This window comes from Cellvibrio sp. KY-GH-1, from assembly GCF_008806975.1.
Lineage (GTDB): Bacteria > Pseudomonadota > Gammaproteobacteria > Pseudomonadales > Cellvibrionaceae > Cellvibrio.
In genome coordinates this window covers 4,920,804-4,941,396 of the sequence record NZ_CP031728.1, presented here as the reverse complement: position 1 = coordinate 4,941,396, position 20,593 = coordinate 4,920,804, and the positions used below count along the sequence as shown (strand labels likewise).

Genomic DNA, 20,593 nt, shown 5'->3' with positions numbered 1-20,593 from the left:
TGATGGATAACAAGAACACCCAAGGAGCCTCCGGTAAGTGTTCTTTCACCCCATCAATCGTTAAGGAGAAGGATCATGTCAGACGAAAAAATCTCAACTTCCGCAGCAACAGACAACACCGAAAATAGTAACACCAAAGATCGTCGCGATTTCCTGCGCAATTCCATGCTCGCTGCCGGTGCAGTAGCAACCCTGGTTGCCGCTGAAGGGGCAAATGCGCAAACCTGTTACGACGCCTATGGCAATGTCATTAAAGCCACAACACCAGCCAAAGTCATTGATGTCGCGCTTAACAGCGCCGATGTCACCTTGGATGACATGTACAGCATTCTGAAACAGTTGGGAGGCATTACCGGCTGCCTGGCATGTGGATTTAATGGCTTCGATTTGCGCTTCCGTATTAACCCGGTCGTTAAGTTAAGCGCTCGAATTCCAGTAGCAGCAACCATTATGGGCTAAATCAGACCAATGCCGATGCAATTTTGTATCGGCATTTTTATTTCAACCGTCCAAGTTTTTTGTCTGTTTCCATTTTTGGCGGCGTAAGAATTTCTACCCAAAAAAAGTAACGGAATTTTCACTGATAAGGAGGATTTATGTTACCCGGATCTCAGCTGCCGAAATTAGGTGTAGGGATTAATTATCACTGGGATTTTGCGCCGCTAATCACCAGCAACCCACAGCTGATTCAATTTATTGAAGTCAGCCCGGATATGTTATGCGAAGAAATTTTAGCAGATGGCCGCCGAAGCCTGCGTTTCGAAGCGCGTAAACTTGCCGACCTCAAACGCCTGGCGCAGCAATTTCCGGTGATAGTACACGGACTGGGTTTATCCATAGGTTCAGCGCGCGGCTGGAATCAGGATTATGTAAATATGCTTGATCAATATGCGCAGCAGCAACAATTTTACTGGCACAGCGAGCACTTGGGATTCACGTTGGTGCAGGGTGACAGCGCGGGCGAAGACCATGCGGGACTACTATTACCCCTTCCATTTACGCGCGAAGCACTCGCGTTGCTTGAACCAAGAATTCAACATCTATGCAAGCGTTATGGCGTTCCCTTTCTCATTGAAAACACGACCTACTATCTACCGGATTTCTCAGGCAATGATTGGAGTGAAATTGAATTTCTCAATCAATTGCTGACGAACACCGATTGTGGTTTATTGCTCGACCTCTACAATTTTTATTGCAATGCGTTGAATTTTGGTTTTGACCCTGCCTATGCGTTAATGCAATTGCAATTGGATCGGGTTGTGGAAATTCACATCGCCGGCGGCATAACCCATGAAGGGTTTCAATTGGATGTACACAGCGATTTGGTTCCGGACGCTGTGTGGGGCCTACTGGACTTAATCCTACCCCACACCCCCAACCTCTGTGCAATTACTTATGAACTGCTGGAATTTTCACTGCCGATGCTGGGCGAAGAAAAAATTCTGTCGCAACTAACACTCGCTCAAACTGCATGGAAAAAATATTGCGCCATCCACGGCACCCATCTACACACCAATCAGGTTAGCACCAGGGAGCCGGGGTATGCCTCTTGCTGAATTACAGGATTGTATGGTCAGACTGGCCCGCGGCGACTATCGCCCAATCGCCAATGAAATTCCCCTTACCACAGTGGAAAGAGATTGGTTGAATAGTTTGAAATCCGCTGCCGGGCTGTCGGTAACCGCCGACATTCAAAGCTGGTGGCGACTGAGCCGACTAGCTATTGCCGTTCCGTTGACAGTGGAGTTGCTTAAACGAACCCGGCAGGAGCATCTCATTATTGATTACATTACCAATGCACCTGTACGCACATTGTTTTTCGCCGCCGAAGCTGAACAATTCAAGCAATTCTTAAGTGAGCAAGACAAACTGGATTTATTTATCAAGACTACTGCCGCTTATGAATGCGCAATGAAAAATGCCAGCCTACTCAGTGCAGGGTTCAGCAACAAAAAAACAACACTGACGCCAAGCTTCATGGAAATAACCAACCGGTCAGCGCCAATGTCCGCCGCAACTCCTTTATTTTTTGATCGTAACCCACTAAAAATTTTTCATGCACTGCTAACAGCCCAACCGCTACCCGAGTTTGAGAAGGAGGATTTTTTCCTCCTGGTTGCGCCACAATTGCCCAATTTTTGGTGCAAAATTTCCGCAGCGGAATATCTCACACTAACAAAAACAGACTAGCAAAAGCTGCAATGGGTTAAGCCACCCAAAAGGCACCATACGTTTTGGAAAGATCAATTATGTAGTGCGAGAGAAGAGATTAGCGTGCCATCAATAGCGCCCCCCAAAACGTCTGCCAATTTCTCACTAAATTCAACCGTAATGTGGTGTCGATCTCGATAAATAAGGACATTGCCAACGATCAGGCCACAGGTAGAATCTGTACACAAATAGCGGTTCATATCAATGTAATGCTGGTGGTGATCGCGCGCGACCTTTTCTTCCATATCGGCGAGTTGCAAATCCACAACATTCCCTCTTGGCTCTGCACACTTATCCGTATCTGACAGATTTTTTGATAAACATAGCGCTGGTGTGCGTGTAAAACTGGGGGTATCGCCAATGATAACCACCTGTGTTTTCTCAGGAAAACTGGTAAACATTCGCACCAATCCTTGCATCCATTCTTTGGACGAATCCTCCATATCCAAAGATGCTCTCGCCCCATAATAACTGGAAACTATTACCACATCAGGATTGAGCTGATTAATTTTTTTCAGTACTTTTTTGCGCCAATTAACACAGCTGGTATATTCGCCACCCCGCCATATCACATCTATATCAGTCGCAGGACATGAGCTTTTCGTAAACGTAACTAATCTAACTCCATTTTTTTCTGAATATTTCTGCAAGGCTGGAAACCATTGCGCCGCATGAGAATCTCCATAAAGCACGTAGGTTTTGCGTGCATTGGTATCGCCAAATACACAACCAGCTGCAACCTCTGCAATCAAGTCATCATGGCAACCATCGTTATAGATCTTCGGCACCGACTTGCTTACTTGGCGCAAGTCAGGCGCTAGATTTCTGGGCACATAGCCGGTGAACTCGGGGCTTGTATCTGGTACATACTCCTGCGCAAGCTGATCAGAAAACAGCTGCCAGGACTTAACTTGCCAACCATAGCCTCCAGCAATAAGCACAAGAAATATCGAAGCAGCACCACAGCTAATCAATGCAGACTTAGCCGGCAGATAGAATTTTCCAGATACATTGCGAAAAGGTTGTTCGATAAAGCGGTACGTTAATTCCGCCAATACCGCTGAGACAATGAATAAACTCACTATGGCGTAGATGCCGGTAAATTCCGGCCACAACTCCTGCGCGAAAACGATAACTGGCCAATGCCACAGATAGAGCGAATAGGAAATTAACCCCATATATTGCAGCGGTTTAATCCCCATGACTTTGTTCAGATACACCGTGTTCTTGCCAATAGCCCCTGCCAGCAAAATCAGGGCTGCACCCAATACCGGCAACGCCGCCGCAAAGCCGGGAAAGTGGGTATGTTTGTTATAGAAAATTGCACAACTGCCGACCAGTACTAGCCCTGACCAACCGATTATTGAAGAAAAGGGGGCTAGAGGATTATGAGCGGTATATTTTTTTTCAATCAACCAAAAGGCCAGGAGCCCTCCAAAACCCAATTCCCACGCGCGGGTAAACACCAGAAAGAATGCCCAGGGCTGACTTGACTGAGTCAGAAGAATACACGCCATCAACGACAGCCCCAGCAGTATTATCAGAATACCGGCCAGGTATTTTTTTTGGCTCCCGAATAAACGCCAGCAACAAAATAACAACAAGGGCCAGATAAAATAAAACTGTTCTTCAACGCCGAGAGACCAATAGTGCAACAGGGGCGAGGGCGCAGTCTCCGCCAAATAATCAGTCTGTTGGTAAGCGTAAAAAATATTGGGCAAATAAAGTGCAGTGGAAATAGTTTCTTTCATTACCTTTGGCAGGAGCAAAGGTGGTAACAAAAACCAGGAAACCAACATGGTGCAGAACAACACAAATATTGATGCGGGAATAATCCTGCGCACACGACGTGCATAAAACTCACTAAAACTAAAACGATTGTTATCCAACGCTTCAGCCAAATGGCCAGTAATCAAATACCCGGAAATGACAAAAAATATATCGACCCCAATATAGCCGCCGGTTAGCCAGGGCAGATCCAAGTGATACAGCACCACTAGCAGTACTGCTATTCCTCTGAGACCTTGAATATCAAGACGAAAATTATTTGACCCTTGCAATTTATGGCTCCAAGTTTCAAGTAAACACCGATTACATCCGCATATCTATAACCTTTTTTAATAGGCCGTTTTCCAGGCAAAAAATAACAAACAATATCTGTGCCATCATCCTTTTAAATAACCTGCACCGCACTGTTTCAACCGGGCAATGTTCCAGTATGCGATCCACTGCGCAAAGCCTTGCAGCTTACGACCTGTAACAACACAAATAGCTTAGCTGAAACAAAAACGCCCGGATTCAAGCATTCGAATCCGGGCGTTTTATGGCAATTAATTCAATCGAGTTGAATTAACGGCCCCACAGACTGTTCAACAGCGTGGTCTTGCGTGGATCAAGCGTGGTCCATTGACCCCACTTGTCGTTTGCACTGACTGGATCCCATGGAGTCAGGTACCAGCCGAAGGTATCGGCAGATTCCGGGTTCATAGACCAGTAACAGGCATTGATGCCTTTCTTCTTGAAGTAGGCCGCCGCCGCGGTTTGCCATTGTTGATCTACGTTGGTGGTGATATGACTCCAGGTGGTGCGATCCGCCTGGCTGGTTTTGTTGGGCCAATCCATATTGCCACCAAATTCACCAATCAAAATACCGTAGCCTTGTTCGCGCAGGTAACCGAAGTGCTCTTCCCAGCCAGCTTCCAACACGGTTGGGTTAATCACTACACGGCACTTGTGCATTGCTGCTTCATCGCCTTCCAGACCAGCACACTCGGTTTGTGCGGGGTCCATAAAGTGTTTTTGTACAAACACAGATGGACCGTAGGTGTGCGGTGAGAATACCAAGCGATCTTTCGGAATATTGATTGGATCGGTCCCGGCTTCAAACAGGTTTTCACCCCAGTTAGGATTGGTATCTTCGCTGCCATGTGGCACTGGGACTTTGGTGTCCGGTGTGCCGTCTTGTGAGTTGGCGTTGCCAGAAATACCTTCCACGATAATCAGCATATTCGGGTTTACCGAGTTCATCGCCGCGTAAGCTTCTTCGGAGAGAGATTTCCACTCAGCCCAGGTGTAATCCCATGGCTCGTTGAAAATATCGATACCGATCAGGTTATCCACGCCCAACTTGGCCGACAGACCAGCAACTTCTTTGATGGTCGCCAACCACTTGGTTTTGTCGTAGGCGTGAATCTTGGTCACTGAACTTGGATTACCGGTAGTCGCACAAGAATATTCTTCACGCTTGTAGTCGTAACCCACGCGGTCTTTATCCACATAAGGTGGACGAGCGTCGATACGACCTGCACGCCAACCTACGTAGTTAGAGCAAGAGTGGATATCGACAAAAATCTGGATGTCATTGGCATCGGCAATCTTGATGAAATCTTCCATCCCCTGACGCGCATTGGTCTGGCGAACGGATTGATGGTTCTTCAAGTTTGGCTCTTTGCCTTGGGGATCATTGGCATCCAGCGTTTGGGGAGAAATTGGCATACGCAGCATGGTTATACCCGCCGCTTTCAATTCTTTCATGGTTTGGTCGATAGTGCGGCCAGAGCCTTTACTGTCGTTCACCCACCACATATTGCCGACATACAACTCCATGGGCGCACCACTTGGGTTGGCGGAATCGTTCGATGGTTCATGGCGCCCCTCCAAACCAAACCAGTTACCACAACGCGCTGGCAACAACTGTCCATCTTTGGTCAGGTTACCTTGAGCGTTTACGCGGAACACGCCTGCGCTGGTATTAGTGCCCGACGAGCTGGACGAGCGAATTGAACTTGAACTGGTAGTGGGCGCTGAACTGGACGAGCGAATCGAGCTTGAACTGGTAGCCGGCGCAGAACTGGAAGACCGGATGGAACTTGAACTGGTCGCGGGCGCAGAACTGGACGAGCGAATCGAACTCGAGCTGGTTGCTGGCGTAGACGAACTGGAGCGACTGGTTGTAATGATTACGCTTGATGAGCTGCCGCAGTTAGTCAGTCCGTAAGGCGCTGGTTGACTGGTGCAAGTAGCGCGCGACACGCAGCTCTTGCCGTTTTCATAACCCCATCCGCTGGCGGTGGTCACGCAAACCGGTTGCAAGCTGCCGTACCAATTACATTGCTGCAAGCAAGCCTGCAAACTTGATGAACTCGATGAACTCAACACCGGAGCCGATGAAGATGATCTCGGTGGTGCAGATGACGAGGTAGACGGAGCCGATGAGGTCGGTGTTCCGCTACACACGGCGCCGTTAATCGTTGGAATCTCTGCCGCCGCGCCATTCTTATTCATTTGAAAGCCAAAGGTCGCTGTTCCACCTGGCTGCAAAGTGCCGTTCCAGCTTAGGTTAGTGGCTGTGTAGGGGTTAGTGCCGGATACGGTGGCATTCCAGGAGCCGGACAAACGGTTGGCTGAGGCGTACTGCCAATTCACGGACCAACCGTTAATCGCTGCCGATGTGGAGTTGGTAATACGGATTTCACCGGTTGCACCGGTATTCCACTCGTTGGTAATTACGTAGCTGCACGCTGCCGACGCAGAACTTCCATAGCTAGCTGCAAGCACTGCCAACCCCATCAGGGTCAAGCGCATGCTTTTGTGCGGAGTAGTCATTATGTTATCTCCTTGGATGAGACTTGGATGAAAAGGACGAACACTCATTATTAGCGAGCCCTGAAGAGAGCTCTTTTAGTACATCCACTCCTGTCGATTGCAATGCAAACAGCCAAACGGCAAAGACTAGAAAGCCGCACCGCAAGGTGGTCCATTTACTACGAATGGCGCATACATCGACGCCAGAAAATTAAATCGCCCCGACTACGACTGGGACACGGATGATTTGGTTGGAGAGTTGTATTTGTCGCTTAAATTTCTATTTTTCTTATATTTATTATTTGTCTTACCTGAAAAGACAGCGCTGTCATTTTTGTGCTTTCGCAGTTGGATTACTGAGAACCAGTTAACACTTGATAATAATTTTTCCAAATGAAAATGAATATTACTATTCAAAATTGAAATTAGTCTGGATTCAGCCCTTGGGCAGGTTTTACGGTCGCCGATACGCTGGGAATCTATCGCAGACTTGTAATCAATCGTCCAGAAATGTAAATGCCGTTGCAGGCTTATTCCTTGCATACTAGCCTGCCTGATTAATGCGCCAGATCCGAATTTGTTTTGTTATAACCAGCGCGCCTCCTCGATTGCCCCGAATTAACCAACTGATTGGATGTATTCATGTCTGCTTCTGTAAATCGCTTGTCACGCGGCAAGCGCTGGCTGCTCGCCGTGAGCGCCGTTGTGGTTTTGTTTTTAGTGTGGTTTTTCGCGATTCGCGCGCCCGAAGCCAAACGCCCGCCTCCGCCAAACCCCTGGATGGGCCCAACACCGGTACACGTAGTTAGCGTTAGCAAAAGCGATTTAAAAGTACATATCAAAGCCATTGGGAGCGTCAGTCCGTTAAACACGGTAACCGTGCGCCCGCGCGTTGGTGGACCGATCCTGAGCGTGAAATTTAGTGAAGGTCAGTCGGTTAAAGCCGGTGACCTGTTAGCGGAGATTGACCCGGCGCCCTACCTAGTAAAACTCCATCAGGCCGAAGGCGCGTTACAGGAAACTAAAGCGCAGCTGAAGAATGCAGAAGATGATTTGGCGCTGTACGAGCAACTATTGACCAAAAACTCCATCGCCAAACAGCAATTCGATAAGCAAAAAGCCCTGGTAGAACAATTTCGCGGGACATTAAAAAGTCACAGCGCCCAGTTGGAGGACGCGCGTCTGCAACTGTCCTACACTCGTATTACCGCACCTATTTCCGGCCGTACCGGTCTGCGTAAAGTCGATGTGGGCAACCTGGTCAACGCCAATGACAGCACCGGGCTGGTCACCATTACCCAAACCCAGCCTATTTCCGTGGTATTTACCATTCCGGAAAACCAGTTGATCGCCGTGCGTCAGGCTCATTCTGCTGCGCTATCGGCACAACAATCACTGGCGGTGGAGGCATGGGATCGTAGCGAGCACAACCTTTTATCCGTTGGCAAACTGACCACGCTGGATAACCAAATCGATTCCACCACCGGCACTCTGCGCCTGAAGGCGGAGTTTGATAACACCGATGACAGCCTCTTCCCCAATCAATTTATTAACGCGCGCTTACACCTGCAGACGCTGGACGGCGCGGTGACGATTCCCGCCGATGCCGTGCAGTACGGCAGCAAAGGCACTTATGTTTACTTGATAAAAGACAACAAAGCAGAGATGCGTCGAATCAAACTAGGCGCATTGGAAGGCGAAAATATTGCGGTACTCGACGGGTTGGCTGAAGGTGATCAGGTTGTATTGGAGGGCGTTGATCGCCTTTGGCCGGGCAAAGACGTAAAGGTGATTGAACAGCCTTCGGCGAAAAATTGAGATAACCCATGAGCATTTCCCGCCCCTTTATCCTTCGCCCGGTTGCCACCTCGCTGGTGATGTTGGCGTTTTTACTGGCCGGAATTCTGGGTTATCGACTGTTGCCTGTGGCTGCTTTGCCACAGGTGGATTATCCGATTATCCAGATTTTCACCTTTAACCCGGGTGCCAGCCCGGATGTCATGGCGCGCACCGTCACCGCACCCCTGGAGCGCAGCCTGGGGCAGATCCCTGGCGTCAAACAACTCTCCTCCACCAGCTCTACTGGCGCATCGATTATCACCCTGCAATTTTTGCTGGAAATGGACCTTGGCGTGGCCGAGCAGGAAGTGCAAGCCGCACTGAATACGGCCAGCAATTTGCTGCCAAATGATCTTCCAACTCCGCCGGTATATCGCAAAGTAAATCCGGCGGACGCGCCGATTATGACTCTCGCCGTCACTTCCGAAAGCCTGCCGCTGCCGGAGGTGTACGATCTGGTGAACACGCGCATGGCGCAGAAGATCGCCCAGCTGCCCGGTGTCGGCATGGTGACCCTGGCGGGCGGCCAGCGCCCTGCGATCCGAATCAAAGTAAACCCCAACGCCCTTGCCAATACGCAACTGAGTCTGGAGCAAGTGCGCAACGCCGTCGTTGCTGCCAACACCAACCAACCCAAGGGCAGCTTTGACGGCGAATACCGCTCCACCATGTTGGATGCCAATGACCAGATCCGCTCGGTGCAGGAGTATCGCGATTTAATCGTCAGCTATCGCGGGGGCTCGCCGCTGCGCTTAGGGGATGTCGCTACCGTGGAAGATGGCGCCGAAGACCGATTCCTCGCCGCCTGGGCCAACGAGCAACCGGCAGTGCTGATCAACATCCAGCGCCAGCCTGGTGCCAATGTGATTGATGTGGCGGATAGCATTGAATCCCTGCTGCCCAAGTTAATGGTCACTATGCCAACGGCCGCAAAAATTGAAGTATTAAGCGACCGCACGCACAGCATCCGCGCCTCCATTCGCGATGTACAAAAAGAGCTGATATTTGCGATTTTCCTGGTCGTTGCGGTAACCCTCGTTTTCTTGCGTTCGATTCCCGCCACCATCATTCCCAGTCTGGCGGTGCCACTGTCCTTGATCGGCACCTTCGCCGCCATGTACTTCCTCGATTTTTCCATCAACAACCTGACACTCATGGCACTCACCATCGCCACCGGTTTTGTGGTGGACGATGCAATCGTGATGCTGGAAAACATCGCCCGCCACCGCGAACAGGGCGAAACGCCGATGAATGCCGCACTTAAAGGTGCCGGGGAAATTGGTTTTACATTGGTATCCCTGACAATTTCGCTAATTGCAGTATTAATTCCACTGCTGTTTATGGGCGATCTGGTTGGCCGCTTGTTTCAGGAATTCGCGATTACGCTCGCAGTCGCTATCGGCATCTCGCTGGTAGTTTCCCTCACGCTCACCCCCATGATGTGCGCGCGCATGCTTAAACATGCGCCGGCGCACACCAGCGAAAAACCGGATTTTCTGGACAAGGTCATCCGCCGCTACGGCGAACTGCTGGATAAAGTGCTGCAACGCGAAACCGCTGCCATGGCGGTGATGCTGGGTACGGTCGCGCTCACGGCCGGCTTGTATCTGGTAGTCCCGAAAGGCTTTTTCCCGATTCAGGATAGCGGCGCTATCCAGGCGATTACCGAAGCGCCACAAGATACCTCTTTCGCCGCTATGACCGAGCGCCAACAGCAGATCGCCGAGCTGATTCTGCAAGACCCGGATGTGGCGAGCATCTCATCGTTTATCGGCGTCGATGGCAACAACATCACCCTCAACTCAGGCCGCTTGCTGATCAACCTGAAAGCCCACGGCGAGCGCGATGACCACGCCAGCGACATCATTCGCCGCTTGCAGGAGCGAATTGTCGGTATCAGCGGCATTACCGCCTGGTTCCAGCCATTGCAGGAATTGAGTATTGAGGATCGTGTCAGCCGCACCCAGTACCAATTTACCCTGACCGCGCCGGAAATCGCGTTGCTCGATGAAACTCTGCCACAGGTATTGGAGCGTTTGCGCATGGAGCCGGCGCTCGCCGATGTCGCCGCCGACCTGCAAACACGCGGCCTGCAAGCCTATGTGGAGATCGACCGGGATGCGGCGGCACGTTTGGGCGTAAACGTGAGCAATATTGCCAGCAGCTTGCAAACGGCCTACGCGCAACGCCAAATCGCCACCCTGTTTACCCAAGCCAATCAATACCGCGTGGTGCTGGAGGTAGATCCGGATTACGCCCAGGGCCTGAAAGCGTTGGAAAATACCTACGTGAACTCCAACAGCGGCAAGCCGGTACTGCTCTCCACCCTCGCAAAAATCAGCCAGCGGCCAACGCCCTTGCTGATTAATCATCAAAGCCAATTTCCATCGACCACGATTTCTTTCAACCTTGCGGAGGATGCCTCTTTAGGGGAAGCGATAGCGGCGATTGAAACGGCCAGCGCCGAACTGGATTTGCCTGCCGCCGTAGAGTTGCGTTTTCAGGGCGCGGCGGAAGCCTTCCGTGCCTCGCTCAGCAACACCCTCTGGCTGGTGCTGGCCGCGGTGGTAACTATGTACATAGTGCTGGGAGTGCTCTACGAGAGCTTTATCCACCCGGTGACCATTCTCTCCACTCTGCCCTCCGCCACCGTGGGGGCACTGCTCGCGCTGTTGTTAACCGGGCAGCCACTGGATTTGATTGCAGTGATTGGAGTGGTCCTGTTAATCGGGCTGGTAAAAAAGAATGGCATTATGATGGTGGATTTTGCGCTCGATGCTCAACGCACGCTGGGCATGGGCCCGCGCGAGGCGATTCATCGCGCCGCCTTGATGCGCTTCCGCCCTATATTGATGACCACCCTTGCCGCCCTGTTTGGCGCCATTCCCTTAATGCTCGCCAGCGGCTCCGGCGCCGAGTTGCGCCAGCCCTTGGGTTTGGTAATGGTAGGCGGCTTGCTGGTAAGCCAGATACTCACCCTGTTTACCACCCCGGTGGTGTATTTGTTTTTTGATCGCTGGGTCAATAAACCCGCCTCCGCGCCCGACGAGGCGAATGCATGACAATTGCAGAACCATTCATTAAGCGGCCCGTTGCCTCATCCCTGGTGGCGCTAGGGATTGTATTGCTCGGGCTTTTATCCTGGCGGATGTTGCCCGTGGCACCACTGCCGCAGGTGGATTTCCCGGCCGTGCAGATCTTCGCCCAACTCCCCGGTGCCAGCCCGGAGAGTATGGCGTCTACGGTAGCCACCCCGCTTGAGCGCGCGCTCGGCAGTATTCCCGGGGTGACCGCGATTAACTCCAACTCCACCCAGGGCAGCACCTTTATCTGGGTGGAGTTCACCCTGGACCGCGACCTGGATTCCGCCGCCCGCGATGTACAAGCAGCGCTGAATGCCGCACGCGGCCAACTTCCCGCCGGTATGCCAGGCAACCCGAGTTACCGCAAAATCAGCCCCTCACAAGCGCCGGTGATGGCACTGGCACTCAGCTCACCCAACCTGTCGCCGAGTGCGCTTTATGACGCTGCCTCCACCATACTCGCGCAAAAATTGGCGCAGATTAAAGGTGTGGGGCAAGTGGGTATCGATGGCGCCTCACTACCGGCAGTGCGTATCCAGCTCAACCCCAATGCCCTGTCCAGCTACGGCATCGCATTAGATGAAGTGCGCAACGCCATTAGCAGTGCCAATGTGCAGCGCCCTATGGGTGTACTCGAACAAGACGATACGCGCTGGCAGGTGTATACCAGCGAAACCCTGCGCACAGCGGCGGATTACCAAAACCTGGTGGTGCGCTATGGCGATGCCGGCCCGGTGCGTTTGCGCGACGTCGCTACCGTGAGCGACTCGGTAGAAAACCGCTATACCGATGGCTTCCACAACCACAGCTCCGCCGTGACGCTGACGGTTAGTCGTCAGACGGGGGCCAATATTGTCGAAACCATCGACGCCATCAACGCACAGTTGCCAACGCTTCGCGCATTAATGCCCGGCGATACCCAGTTGAAAGTAGTGATGGATAGATCCCCCGGTATCCGCGCCACCTTAAAGGAAGCGGAAATCACCCTTGCCGTTGCCGTTATGCTGGTAGTCGGCGTGGTGTTTGTATTCCTACGCAGTGCCCAAAGCGCTCTGATCCCGACCCTGGCGATTCCCGTGGCGATCATCGGCGCCTTCTCGGTCATGTACCTTTGGGGCTTCTCACTCAACAACTTGTCGCTGATGGCACTGATAGTCGCGGCCGGGTTGGTGGTGGATGATGCGATAGTGGTACTGGAAAATATCAAACGCCATATCGAAAAAGGTATGCCGCCCTTTGAAGCCGCGCTGCAGGGTGCACGAGAAGTGGGCTTTACGCTGTTGGCGATGAACCTGACGCTGGTGGTGATTTTCGTTTCCATATTGTTGATGGGTGGAGTGGTGGAAAAGCTGTTCCGTGAATTCTCCATCACTCTCGCTGCTGCCATGCTCATTTCGCTAGTGATTTCCCTGAGCCTCACGCCTGCGCTCTGCGGCCAATTGCTTAAAGCCGAATCCACCAAAGAAGAAAAGCCGGGCATTTTTGATGATTTGAAAAAAGGCTATGCCGTCGCACTTGACTGGGCGTTGCGCCACAGCCGTATCGTTATACTGATTCTGGCTGCGGTTATCGGCATCAATATTTACCTCTATATCGCCATCCCCAAAACCATGTTACCCGAGCAGGATACCGGCCAAATGACCGGTTGGATTCGCGGCGATGACGGCTTTTCGTTCCAGTTAATGCAGCCGAAAATCCAGGAGTTCCGCCGGGTACTCCTCAACGACCCGGCTATTGAAGATGTGTTTGGAGCCAGCGGCGGCGGCAATGGTGTCAGCAATGCGTGGATGCGTATCAGCCTGAAACCGCTGTCTGAGCGCGGGGTTTCAGTGGTAGAAGTGACCGACCGCATTCGCCGCCAACTGCCCAGCATTCCCGGCGCCATGCTAATGATCGGCCCGGACCAGGATATTCGCCTCAGCTCGCCCTTCAGTCGCAGTCAGCACGAAGTCATGTTGCTTTCCGACGACATGAAATTACTGCACAAATGGGCCGCCAAGCTGACTACCGCGATGGAGGGCATGAAAGCAGTCACCGAGATTGATGGCGTGCGCGAAGAAGGTACTCAGCAGATCCAGCTCACTATTGATCGTGAAGCCGCCCAGCGTTTGGGGATCGACATGAGCACTGTCGCCAGCCTGCTCAACAATTCTTTCTCACAGCGACAAGTTTCCACTATGTACGAGGAGATGAACCAATACCGCGTGGTGATGGAGCTGGAGCCGGGCTATACCGCAACACCGGAGGTTCTCAATCAACTGCAAGTGATTACACGCGACGGCAAGCGCGTGCCACTATCCACCTTCTCCAGTTTTGATTATGGTTTGGCGGAAGATCGTATTCGCCGCAGCAATCAGTTTGTTTCAGAAAGTATTGGCTACGGCCTCGCCGAAGGCATCACTGCCGAACAGGCGCGTGCAGAAATCGAAGCCAAGGTCGCCGAGTTGATGATGCCGAAAGAAGTCTACCTCGCCCCTGCCGGTAGCTCGCGGCCGGGTTGGGGGCCAAGCGTCCCCGGCATGGCACAGAATCCGGCAGTGCTGATTGCCTGCGTGTTGCTCGCGGTGTATTTAATTTTGGGGATTTTGTACGAGAGCACCATCCACCCACTCACTATTCTTTCCACACTCCCTTCTGCAGGTATTGGCGCGCTGCTCGCGCTTTGGATTACCGATACACCCTTCAGTTTGATCGCTATGCTCGGTTTATTTTTATTGATCGGTATAGTGATGAAAAATGCAATTTTGATGATCGACTTTGCGCTGGAGCTGGAACGCCACCAAGGCTTGTCATCGCGCGACTCCATTTACCAAGCTGCACTGATTCGCTTGCGCCCGATTTTAATGACCAACCTCGCGGGTCTGCTTGGTGCCGTGCCATTAATCCTCGGCTTTCATGAAGGCTCTGAATTGCGTACACCGCTAGGCATTACGATTATCGGTGGCTTGGCGGTAAGTCAATTGCTCACATTGTTCACGACACCGGTGGTGTATTTGTATATGGAGAAAGTGCGCAATTGGGGGTTAACGCAACGCGTATCACCAAAGAGTCAAGTACTATAACTCGTGTATTCATCAAAGCACTTCAATCCAAAAGCAATTGCTACCCGGGGTTATTTATGCGAACTATAACTATCGAAACAGATGGCAAGGATCAAATAATTTGCTTACCAAAGGATATGGAATATAAAGATATTCACGAATTGGAAATCTTCAAAGATGGCGATACATTAATACTACGTCCAGCGCGACCAAGCTGGACTTCATTAGCTGACCAGCCAAAAGCTGATCCAAACTGGTTAATAGAACGTTAGCCAGCGAAGAAATGGCGATTAACAATTATTTACCCCACCCCGCTTAAACTCTCCGCTCAATCCAGACTAGAATCTTCTTCGCGCTGTATATGAGCATGCTGAGTCAACCGCATATCAGCAATGCACATTTTAAAACGCGTATTTTTCTACTGACCCTGACACCAGCTTACACAGACAAGCACGCACACATAAACCATAAGACCATCAGTCAACAGAGAAAAACCATGAAAGTATTTTTACTCGGCGCCCTATGGGGCTGTGCCTTGTTCACGCAATTTATATGCGCAACAGAAGCACCACTGCAAAACACGTCACTACAAGCCCTCTCAATACAAACTTATAGCCGCGATTCCGTTTCATTAAACGGCGAATGGAAAATAATTGTCGACCCCTACGAAAACGGGTATTACAACTATCGCTACGAGCCGTTTGATCAACAGGCAACACCTTCGCAAAACGCTTACTTTACTGATTCAAAACAAAAATCCCCCGGCGATTTACTGGAATATGATTTTGATAAATCGGCCAGTCTGCAAGTGCCCGGCGACAGGAATACCCAAACCGATAAACTTTATTACTACGAAGGTACCGTCTGGTATCGCAAAACATTTGATGCACCACCTGCAAAAAAAGGCGAGCGTACCTTTTTATACTTCGGGGCAGTAAATTATCGCGCGGACGTTTATTTGAATGGTAAAAAGCTCGGCGTCCATGTCGGCGGCTTCACGCCCTTTCACTATGAAATTACCGGCAAGCTAAAAGATAAAAATAATTCGCTCGTGGTAAAGGTGGACAATAAACGTCACGCCGATGCAGTCCCTACGTTAAACACTGACTGGTGGAACTACGGCGGCATTACGCGTGAAGTAAAACTTATCACAGTGCCGCAAACCTTTATTCGCGATTATAAAATTGAATTAACCTCGCTCGCGGATAAAACTGTCTCCGGCAGAGTGTTGCTGGATGGAGCCAAGGGCGGGGAAAAAATTTCGCTAAAACTACCGGAATTGAATATTCAACAGACGCTGACGACCAACAGCAGTGGCGCCGCGCATTTTTCCTTCAAAGCGACTAACGCGCATCTCTGGTCGCCGGAAAACCCAAAACTTTATTCACTGCAAATCAATGCAGGCAAAGATAAATTTACCGATACCGTGGGGTTGCGCAGCATCAGCACTCAAGGCAAACAATTATTACTTAACGGCAAGCCGGTATTTTTGCGCGGCGTATCTGTGCATGAGGAGTATTCAGCGACAGGCGGAGGTCGAGTAAAAAATGCGGCCGAAGCAAAACAGTTGCTCGATTGGGCAAAAGGCTTCAATGCCAATTTTGTGCGCCTGGCCCATTACCCTCACAACGAAGATATGGTGCGCCTTGCCGATCAAATGGGATTATTGGTGTGGTCGGAAATTCCCGTTTACTGGACGATTAATTGGAGTAACGAAGCCACCTACCAAAATGCCGAAGCACAGTTAACGGCAATGATCGAGCGCGATAAAAACCGTGCGGCAGTTATTATTTGGTCGCTCGCCAACGAAACACCAGTATCCGATGCTCGCAATAAATTTCTCACGCGTCTCGCCACCAAAGCGCGCAGCCTGGATAACTCGCGCTTATTAAGTGCCGCCATGGAAAAACATTATCGCACAGATAACGCGAATGTCGCGGTGGTACAAGATCCACTGGCAGAACACCTGGATCTGGTAAGTTTCAACCAATACATTGGCTGGTACGATGGCGCACCGGAAAAAATTGATCGTATTACCTGGGAAATCAACTACAACAAACCGGTATTTATCAGCGAATTTGGCGGCGATGCACGCGCCGGGAATCATGGTGATATCGATACAATTTTTACCGAAGAATTCCAGGAAAATTTATATATTAAAACCTTGAAAATGCTCGATGGTATTGACGGCTTTGTCGGCACTTCGCCCTGGATTCTCACCGATTTCCGCTCACCGCGTCGCCACTTACCGGGAATTCAGGATGAGTTCAATCGCAAGGGCGTTTATTCAAATACCGGCGAGAAAAAGAAAGCATTTTTTGTGTTGAAAAATTATTACGACAATAAAGCGGAACAAAACGCAACGAACAACTAATCGATAACTCAACTACCCTAAAGGTAATCGTCAAGGTGCTTTGGCGGTTACCCTATTCTTCGCGATCATTCACTCGCAAAATCCCACCCAGAAAGCAAAATTCAAACACCAGGACAACAGCCAGAAAAGTCCCCGTCGCCGCTTTCATTTCCAACTTAAAACAGATTCCCGCTCCCAGCAGCAGCAAGAGCACGATAGACCATTTGGCACTTTTACTAATTTGCATCTCTGGATTCCAGATCAAAAATCACGACGGGCAATAAAAACAGGATAATCAATTACACAGGATTACACCAACAATGATACAGACGCCAACACCACAAGAGAATTACCACCAAAACAAAAAAACGCTACAAAAAAAGTACTGCACAAGTAGGTAAAAACCCTTAAATCCATAGCAATAAATTCATAATTATTTCGCTCACCTTTATTTTGGTTCTATCGATGTGACTACTGATTAAAATTACAAACTTACACTTCGACACCACTATCTGCCGCTGCTATATTTCATCAACACGTACAACGCCTCAGGGCATATTGCCCAAGGGAGCTTTAACCGAAGGATTAACACCACATGTCCCCGGATTCCCCCCTCGATGCAGCAGAGCTCTATGCGCGTGCGCAGGCTGAATGGCGGCGGAGCTTGCCGCGCTCAGCCAAAAATCAGGCTGATTTATCGCCTCAGCAGCTACTGGAGCAAGAGCTGCAAATTCACAAATTGGCACTGGAGATACAACGCCAGGAATTGCACCTACTCGAACAGAAACTGGCTAACCAGGTAGCCGTAGAGCGCACGCAATTGGAAGAGTTGCGCACCAGCGCACGCATTTTGGATGCATCCCAGAATATTGCCAAAGTAGGTGGCGTAGAATTACATGTGCCCTCGCGGCAGATTTACTGGACCGCTGAAACCTACCACATTCACGATACCACTCCCGAGGAATACACGCCTAGCCTGGATGAAGGTTTCTCCATGTATCCGCCCGGCTCGCGCGAACGCATAGCAACCGCGTTAAAAAGAGCTATGGACACTGGCGAGGTGTTTGATATTGAGGTGGAGAAATACACCTTTAAGGGGCGTAAGATAGATCTACGCACCACCTGCATGGCGCACTATGAAAATGGTGAATTAATACGCCTGACCGGCATTTACCAGGATATTAGCGAGCGCAAACAAGCCGAGCGTCGCCACCAACACCACAATCGCATTTTGGAAATGCTGATCGCCAAAATGCCACTGACCAACATCCTTCCCGCTATCGCCAAAGACATGGCCGGCCTGCTACCCGGTAGCTTTTGCAGCATTATGCTGCTGGACAACGACGGCCAACATTTGCGTAACGGTGCCACCTACGGCTTGCCCGATTTTTTTGTCAAAGCCATTGATGGCTTACCCGTGGGGGAAGGCATGGGCGTGTGCGGCAGTGCAGTATTTTTTGGTCATCGGGTGATTATTCCCGACGTCCACACTCACCCCTGGACCACAGCCTTTAGCGATTTAGCAGAGCGAGCGCATATTGCCTCTTGCTGGTCGCAACCCATTTACTCTGCCCAGGGTCAGGTGCTCGGCACCTTTGCGCTTTATAACAACGAAGCGCGCAATCCCACCGATTACGAATTAGGTTTAATTGACAGCGAAACGCGGCTCACGTCACTTGCCATTGAACAGTCGCATGCTGAATCGCGCCTGCAAATGGCCGCCAGCGTTTTCACCCACGCGCGCGAAGGTATTTTGATTACCGATTGCCAAGGAAACATTATTGAGGCGAATCAAGTTTTCGCTGATATCACCGGCTACAGCCGGGAAGAAGCGCTCGGTAAGAACCCGCGCTTCTTGCAATCCGGTTTGCACGATAAAGATTTTTACAGCGCACTTTGGCAAAGCTTGTTGCAAACAGGGAACTGGTACGGAGAGGTCTGGAATCGTCGCAAGAATGGTGAGCTTTATGCGGCCATGATGACCATCAGCGCGGTGCAGGATATTCACGGGATCACGCAAAATTATGTAAATTTATTCACCGACATAACACCGCTTAAAGAACACCAGCGCCAACTGGAATATATTGCCCATTACGATGCACTCACGGGCTTACCCAATCGCGTTTTACTCGCGGACCGGTTGAAACAGGCCATGGCACGCAGCCATCGGAGTGCTCGCTCACTCGCTGTGCTTTATCTGGATCTGGATGGATTTAAAGCCGTGAACGATCAACACGGCCACGATACCGGCGATCAACTGTTGGTAAATATTTCCCATCGTTTAAAAGAAGTATTGCGCGAAGGCGATACGCTCGCGCGCATCGGTGGTGATGAATTTGTCGTTGTTATGGTAGATCTCGAACGCCCCCAGGATTATGAGGCGGTTTTAAATCGCCTGTTAAGTGTTGCCGCTGAACCCGTAACCTTGAATCAGCATCTGTTGCTGGTATCCGCCAGTATTGGCGCCACGCTTTATCCACAAGATGACGCTGACGCAGACCAATTGTTGCGTCACGCGGATCAAGCTATGTATTTGGCCAAGCAAGCGGGAAAAAATTGTTATCATTTATTTGATATTGCCAAAGATATTGCCGTGAAAACCCAGCGCGAATCCCTCGAACACATTCGCATTGCGTTGGATCGCAAGGAATTTGTGCTTCACTATCAACCCCAGGTCAATATGCGCACTGGTGAAATTGTTGGTGCCGAAGCACTGGTACGCTGGCAACACCCAGAGCGCGGCTTATTATCGCCGGCGCATTTTTTGCCAGTTATTGAGGATCATCCGCTCAGCATCGAGCTGGGTGATTGGGTCATTAACGACGCACTGCAACAAATCGCGCACTGGCAACGCCTTGGTTTATTGATTCCAGTGAGCGTCAATATAGGTGCACTGCAATTACAACGCAGTGAGTTTGTCACGCAGCTCGCGGCGCAATTAGCGGCGCACCCACAAGTGCCGCCCGCCTATCTGCAATTGGAAATTGTAGAGACAAGCGCATTGGAAGATATTGCTGAAGTTGCCGATATCATGCGTCGTTGCCGTGACTTGGGTGTCAGTTTTGCAGTGGACGATTTCGGGACTGGCTATTCATCGCTCACGTATTTAAAACGGCTGCCCGCCGAATTATTAAAAATTGACCAGACATTTGTGCGCGACATGTTGGATGATGCGGACGATCTCGCCATTGTAAAAGGCGTTATCGGCCTCGCTAACGCCTTTCATCGCCAGGTGATTGCGGAAGGTGTTGAAACCGTTGCCCACGGCGAATTACTGATTCCACTCGGCTGCGAATTGGCCCAGGGTTACGGCATTGCGCGCCCCATGCCTGCCGCTGACCTGCCTGCCTGGGCCGCCAATTGGAAGCCTGCCCTAGCTTGGACAATGTTACATCGTCTGATTTAAAAACAAACCTAACGCGGCCAGTATTTGTCCACTTCTCAGATTGTATTATTAACAATAAATCGTTAATCTGCTGCCA

At 50.6% G+C, this 20,593-nt stretch carries 12 protein-coding genes; 9 read left to right on the top strand and 3 right to left on the bottom strand.

The window, feature by feature from the left end; translation table 11 throughout:
• Positions 1-75 precede the first annotated feature (75 nt).
• The 3 genes from D0C16_RS20775 (at position 76) to D0C16_RS20765 (ending at position 2,190) form a co-directional block, all read left to right on the top strand.
• Complete coding sequence (locus tag D0C16_RS20775; protein ID WP_151034110.1) at positions 76-459, top strand: hypothetical protein; 384 nt, start codon at positions 76-78, stop codon at positions 457-459.
• Between the two features lie 137 nt (positions 460-596).
• A complete protein-coding gene (locus D0C16_RS20770; RefSeq protein WP_151034109.1) occupies positions 597-1,556 on the top strand; it encodes a DUF692 family multinuclear iron-containing protein in 960 nt (319 codons plus the stop codon).
• Positions 1,543-2,190, top strand: a complete 648-nt coding sequence (locus tag D0C16_RS20765; RefSeq protein ID WP_151034108.1) for a hypothetical protein — start codon at positions 1,543-1,545, stop codon at positions 2,188-2,190. Before D0C16_RS20770 ends, D0C16_RS20765 begins: the two co-directional genes overlap by 14 nt.
• Before the next feature lie 53 nt (positions 2,191-2,243).
• On the opposite strand, the gene D0C16_RS20760 is transcribed toward D0C16_RS20765, so the two are convergent.
• Complete coding sequence (locus D0C16_RS20760) at positions 2,244-4,271, bottom strand: acyltransferase family protein (RefSeq protein ID WP_191968578.1); 2,028 nt, start codon at positions 4,269-4,271, stop codon at positions 2,244-2,246.
• A gap of 289 nt (positions 4,272-4,560) precedes the next feature.
• Positions 4,561-6,816: a cellulase family glycosylhydrolase gene (locus tag D0C16_RS20755; RefSeq protein WP_191968577.1), complete on the bottom strand. Its 2,256-nt coding sequence runs from the start codon at positions 6,814-6,816 to the stop codon at positions 4,561-4,563.
• Positions 6,817-7,437: 621 nt separating this feature from the next.
• Here D0C16_RS20755 and D0C16_RS20750 point away from each other — a divergent pair.
• From D0C16_RS20750 to D0C16_RS20730, 5 genes are all read left to right on the top strand, one after another.
• The gene (locus D0C16_RS20750) at positions 7,438-8,613 is read left to right on the top strand and encodes an MdtA/MuxA family multidrug efflux RND transporter periplasmic adaptor subunit (RefSeq protein WP_151034106.1); all 1,176 of its coding nucleotides are present in this window, start codon (positions 7,438-7,440) and stop codon (positions 8,611-8,613) included.
• 8 nt (positions 8,614-8,621) lie between these two features.
• On the top strand, positions 8,622-11,696 hold the full coding sequence (locus tag D0C16_RS20745; protein ID WP_151034105.1) for a multidrug efflux RND transporter permease subunit: 3,075 nt from the start codon (positions 8,622-8,624) through the stop codon (positions 11,694-11,696).
• Positions 11,693-14,779 carry an efflux RND transporter permease subunit gene (locus D0C16_RS20740; RefSeq protein WP_151034104.1) on the top strand — a complete coding sequence of 1,029 codons (3,087 nt, stop codon included), beginning with the start codon at positions 11,693-11,695 and terminating at the stop codon, positions 14,777-14,779. The genes D0C16_RS20745 and D0C16_RS20740 overlap by 4 nt, the downstream gene beginning before the upstream one ends.
• Positions 14,780-14,835: 56 nt before the next feature.
• A complete protein-coding gene (locus D0C16_RS20735) occupies positions 14,836-15,030 on the top strand; it encodes an AbrB family transcriptional regulator (protein ID WP_151034103.1) in 195 nt (64 codons plus the stop codon).
• A gap of 224 nt (positions 15,031-15,254) precedes the next feature.
• Positions 15,255-17,132 carry a glycoside hydrolase family 2 protein gene (locus D0C16_RS20730; protein WP_151034102.1) on the top strand — a complete coding sequence of 626 codons (1,878 nt, stop codon included), beginning with the start codon at positions 15,255-15,257 and terminating at the stop codon, positions 17,130-17,132.
• Positions 17,133-17,184: 52 nt separating this feature from the next.
• Here D0C16_RS20730 and D0C16_RS24100 read toward each other — a convergent pair whose 3' ends face one another.
• Complete coding sequence (locus tag D0C16_RS24100) at positions 17,185-17,358, bottom strand: hypothetical protein (protein WP_191968576.1); 174 nt, start codon at positions 17,356-17,358, stop codon at positions 17,185-17,187.
• A 348-nt stretch (positions 17,359-17,706) separates the two neighbouring features.
• Here D0C16_RS24100 and D0C16_RS20725 point away from each other — a divergent pair, with 348 nt between their 5' ends.
• Positions 17,707-20,517 carry an EAL domain-containing protein gene (locus D0C16_RS20725; RefSeq protein WP_151034101.1) on the top strand — a complete coding sequence of 937 codons (2,811 nt, stop codon included), beginning with the start codon at positions 17,707-17,709 and terminating at the stop codon, positions 20,515-20,517.
• Positions 20,518-20,593: the final 76 nt, after the last annotated feature.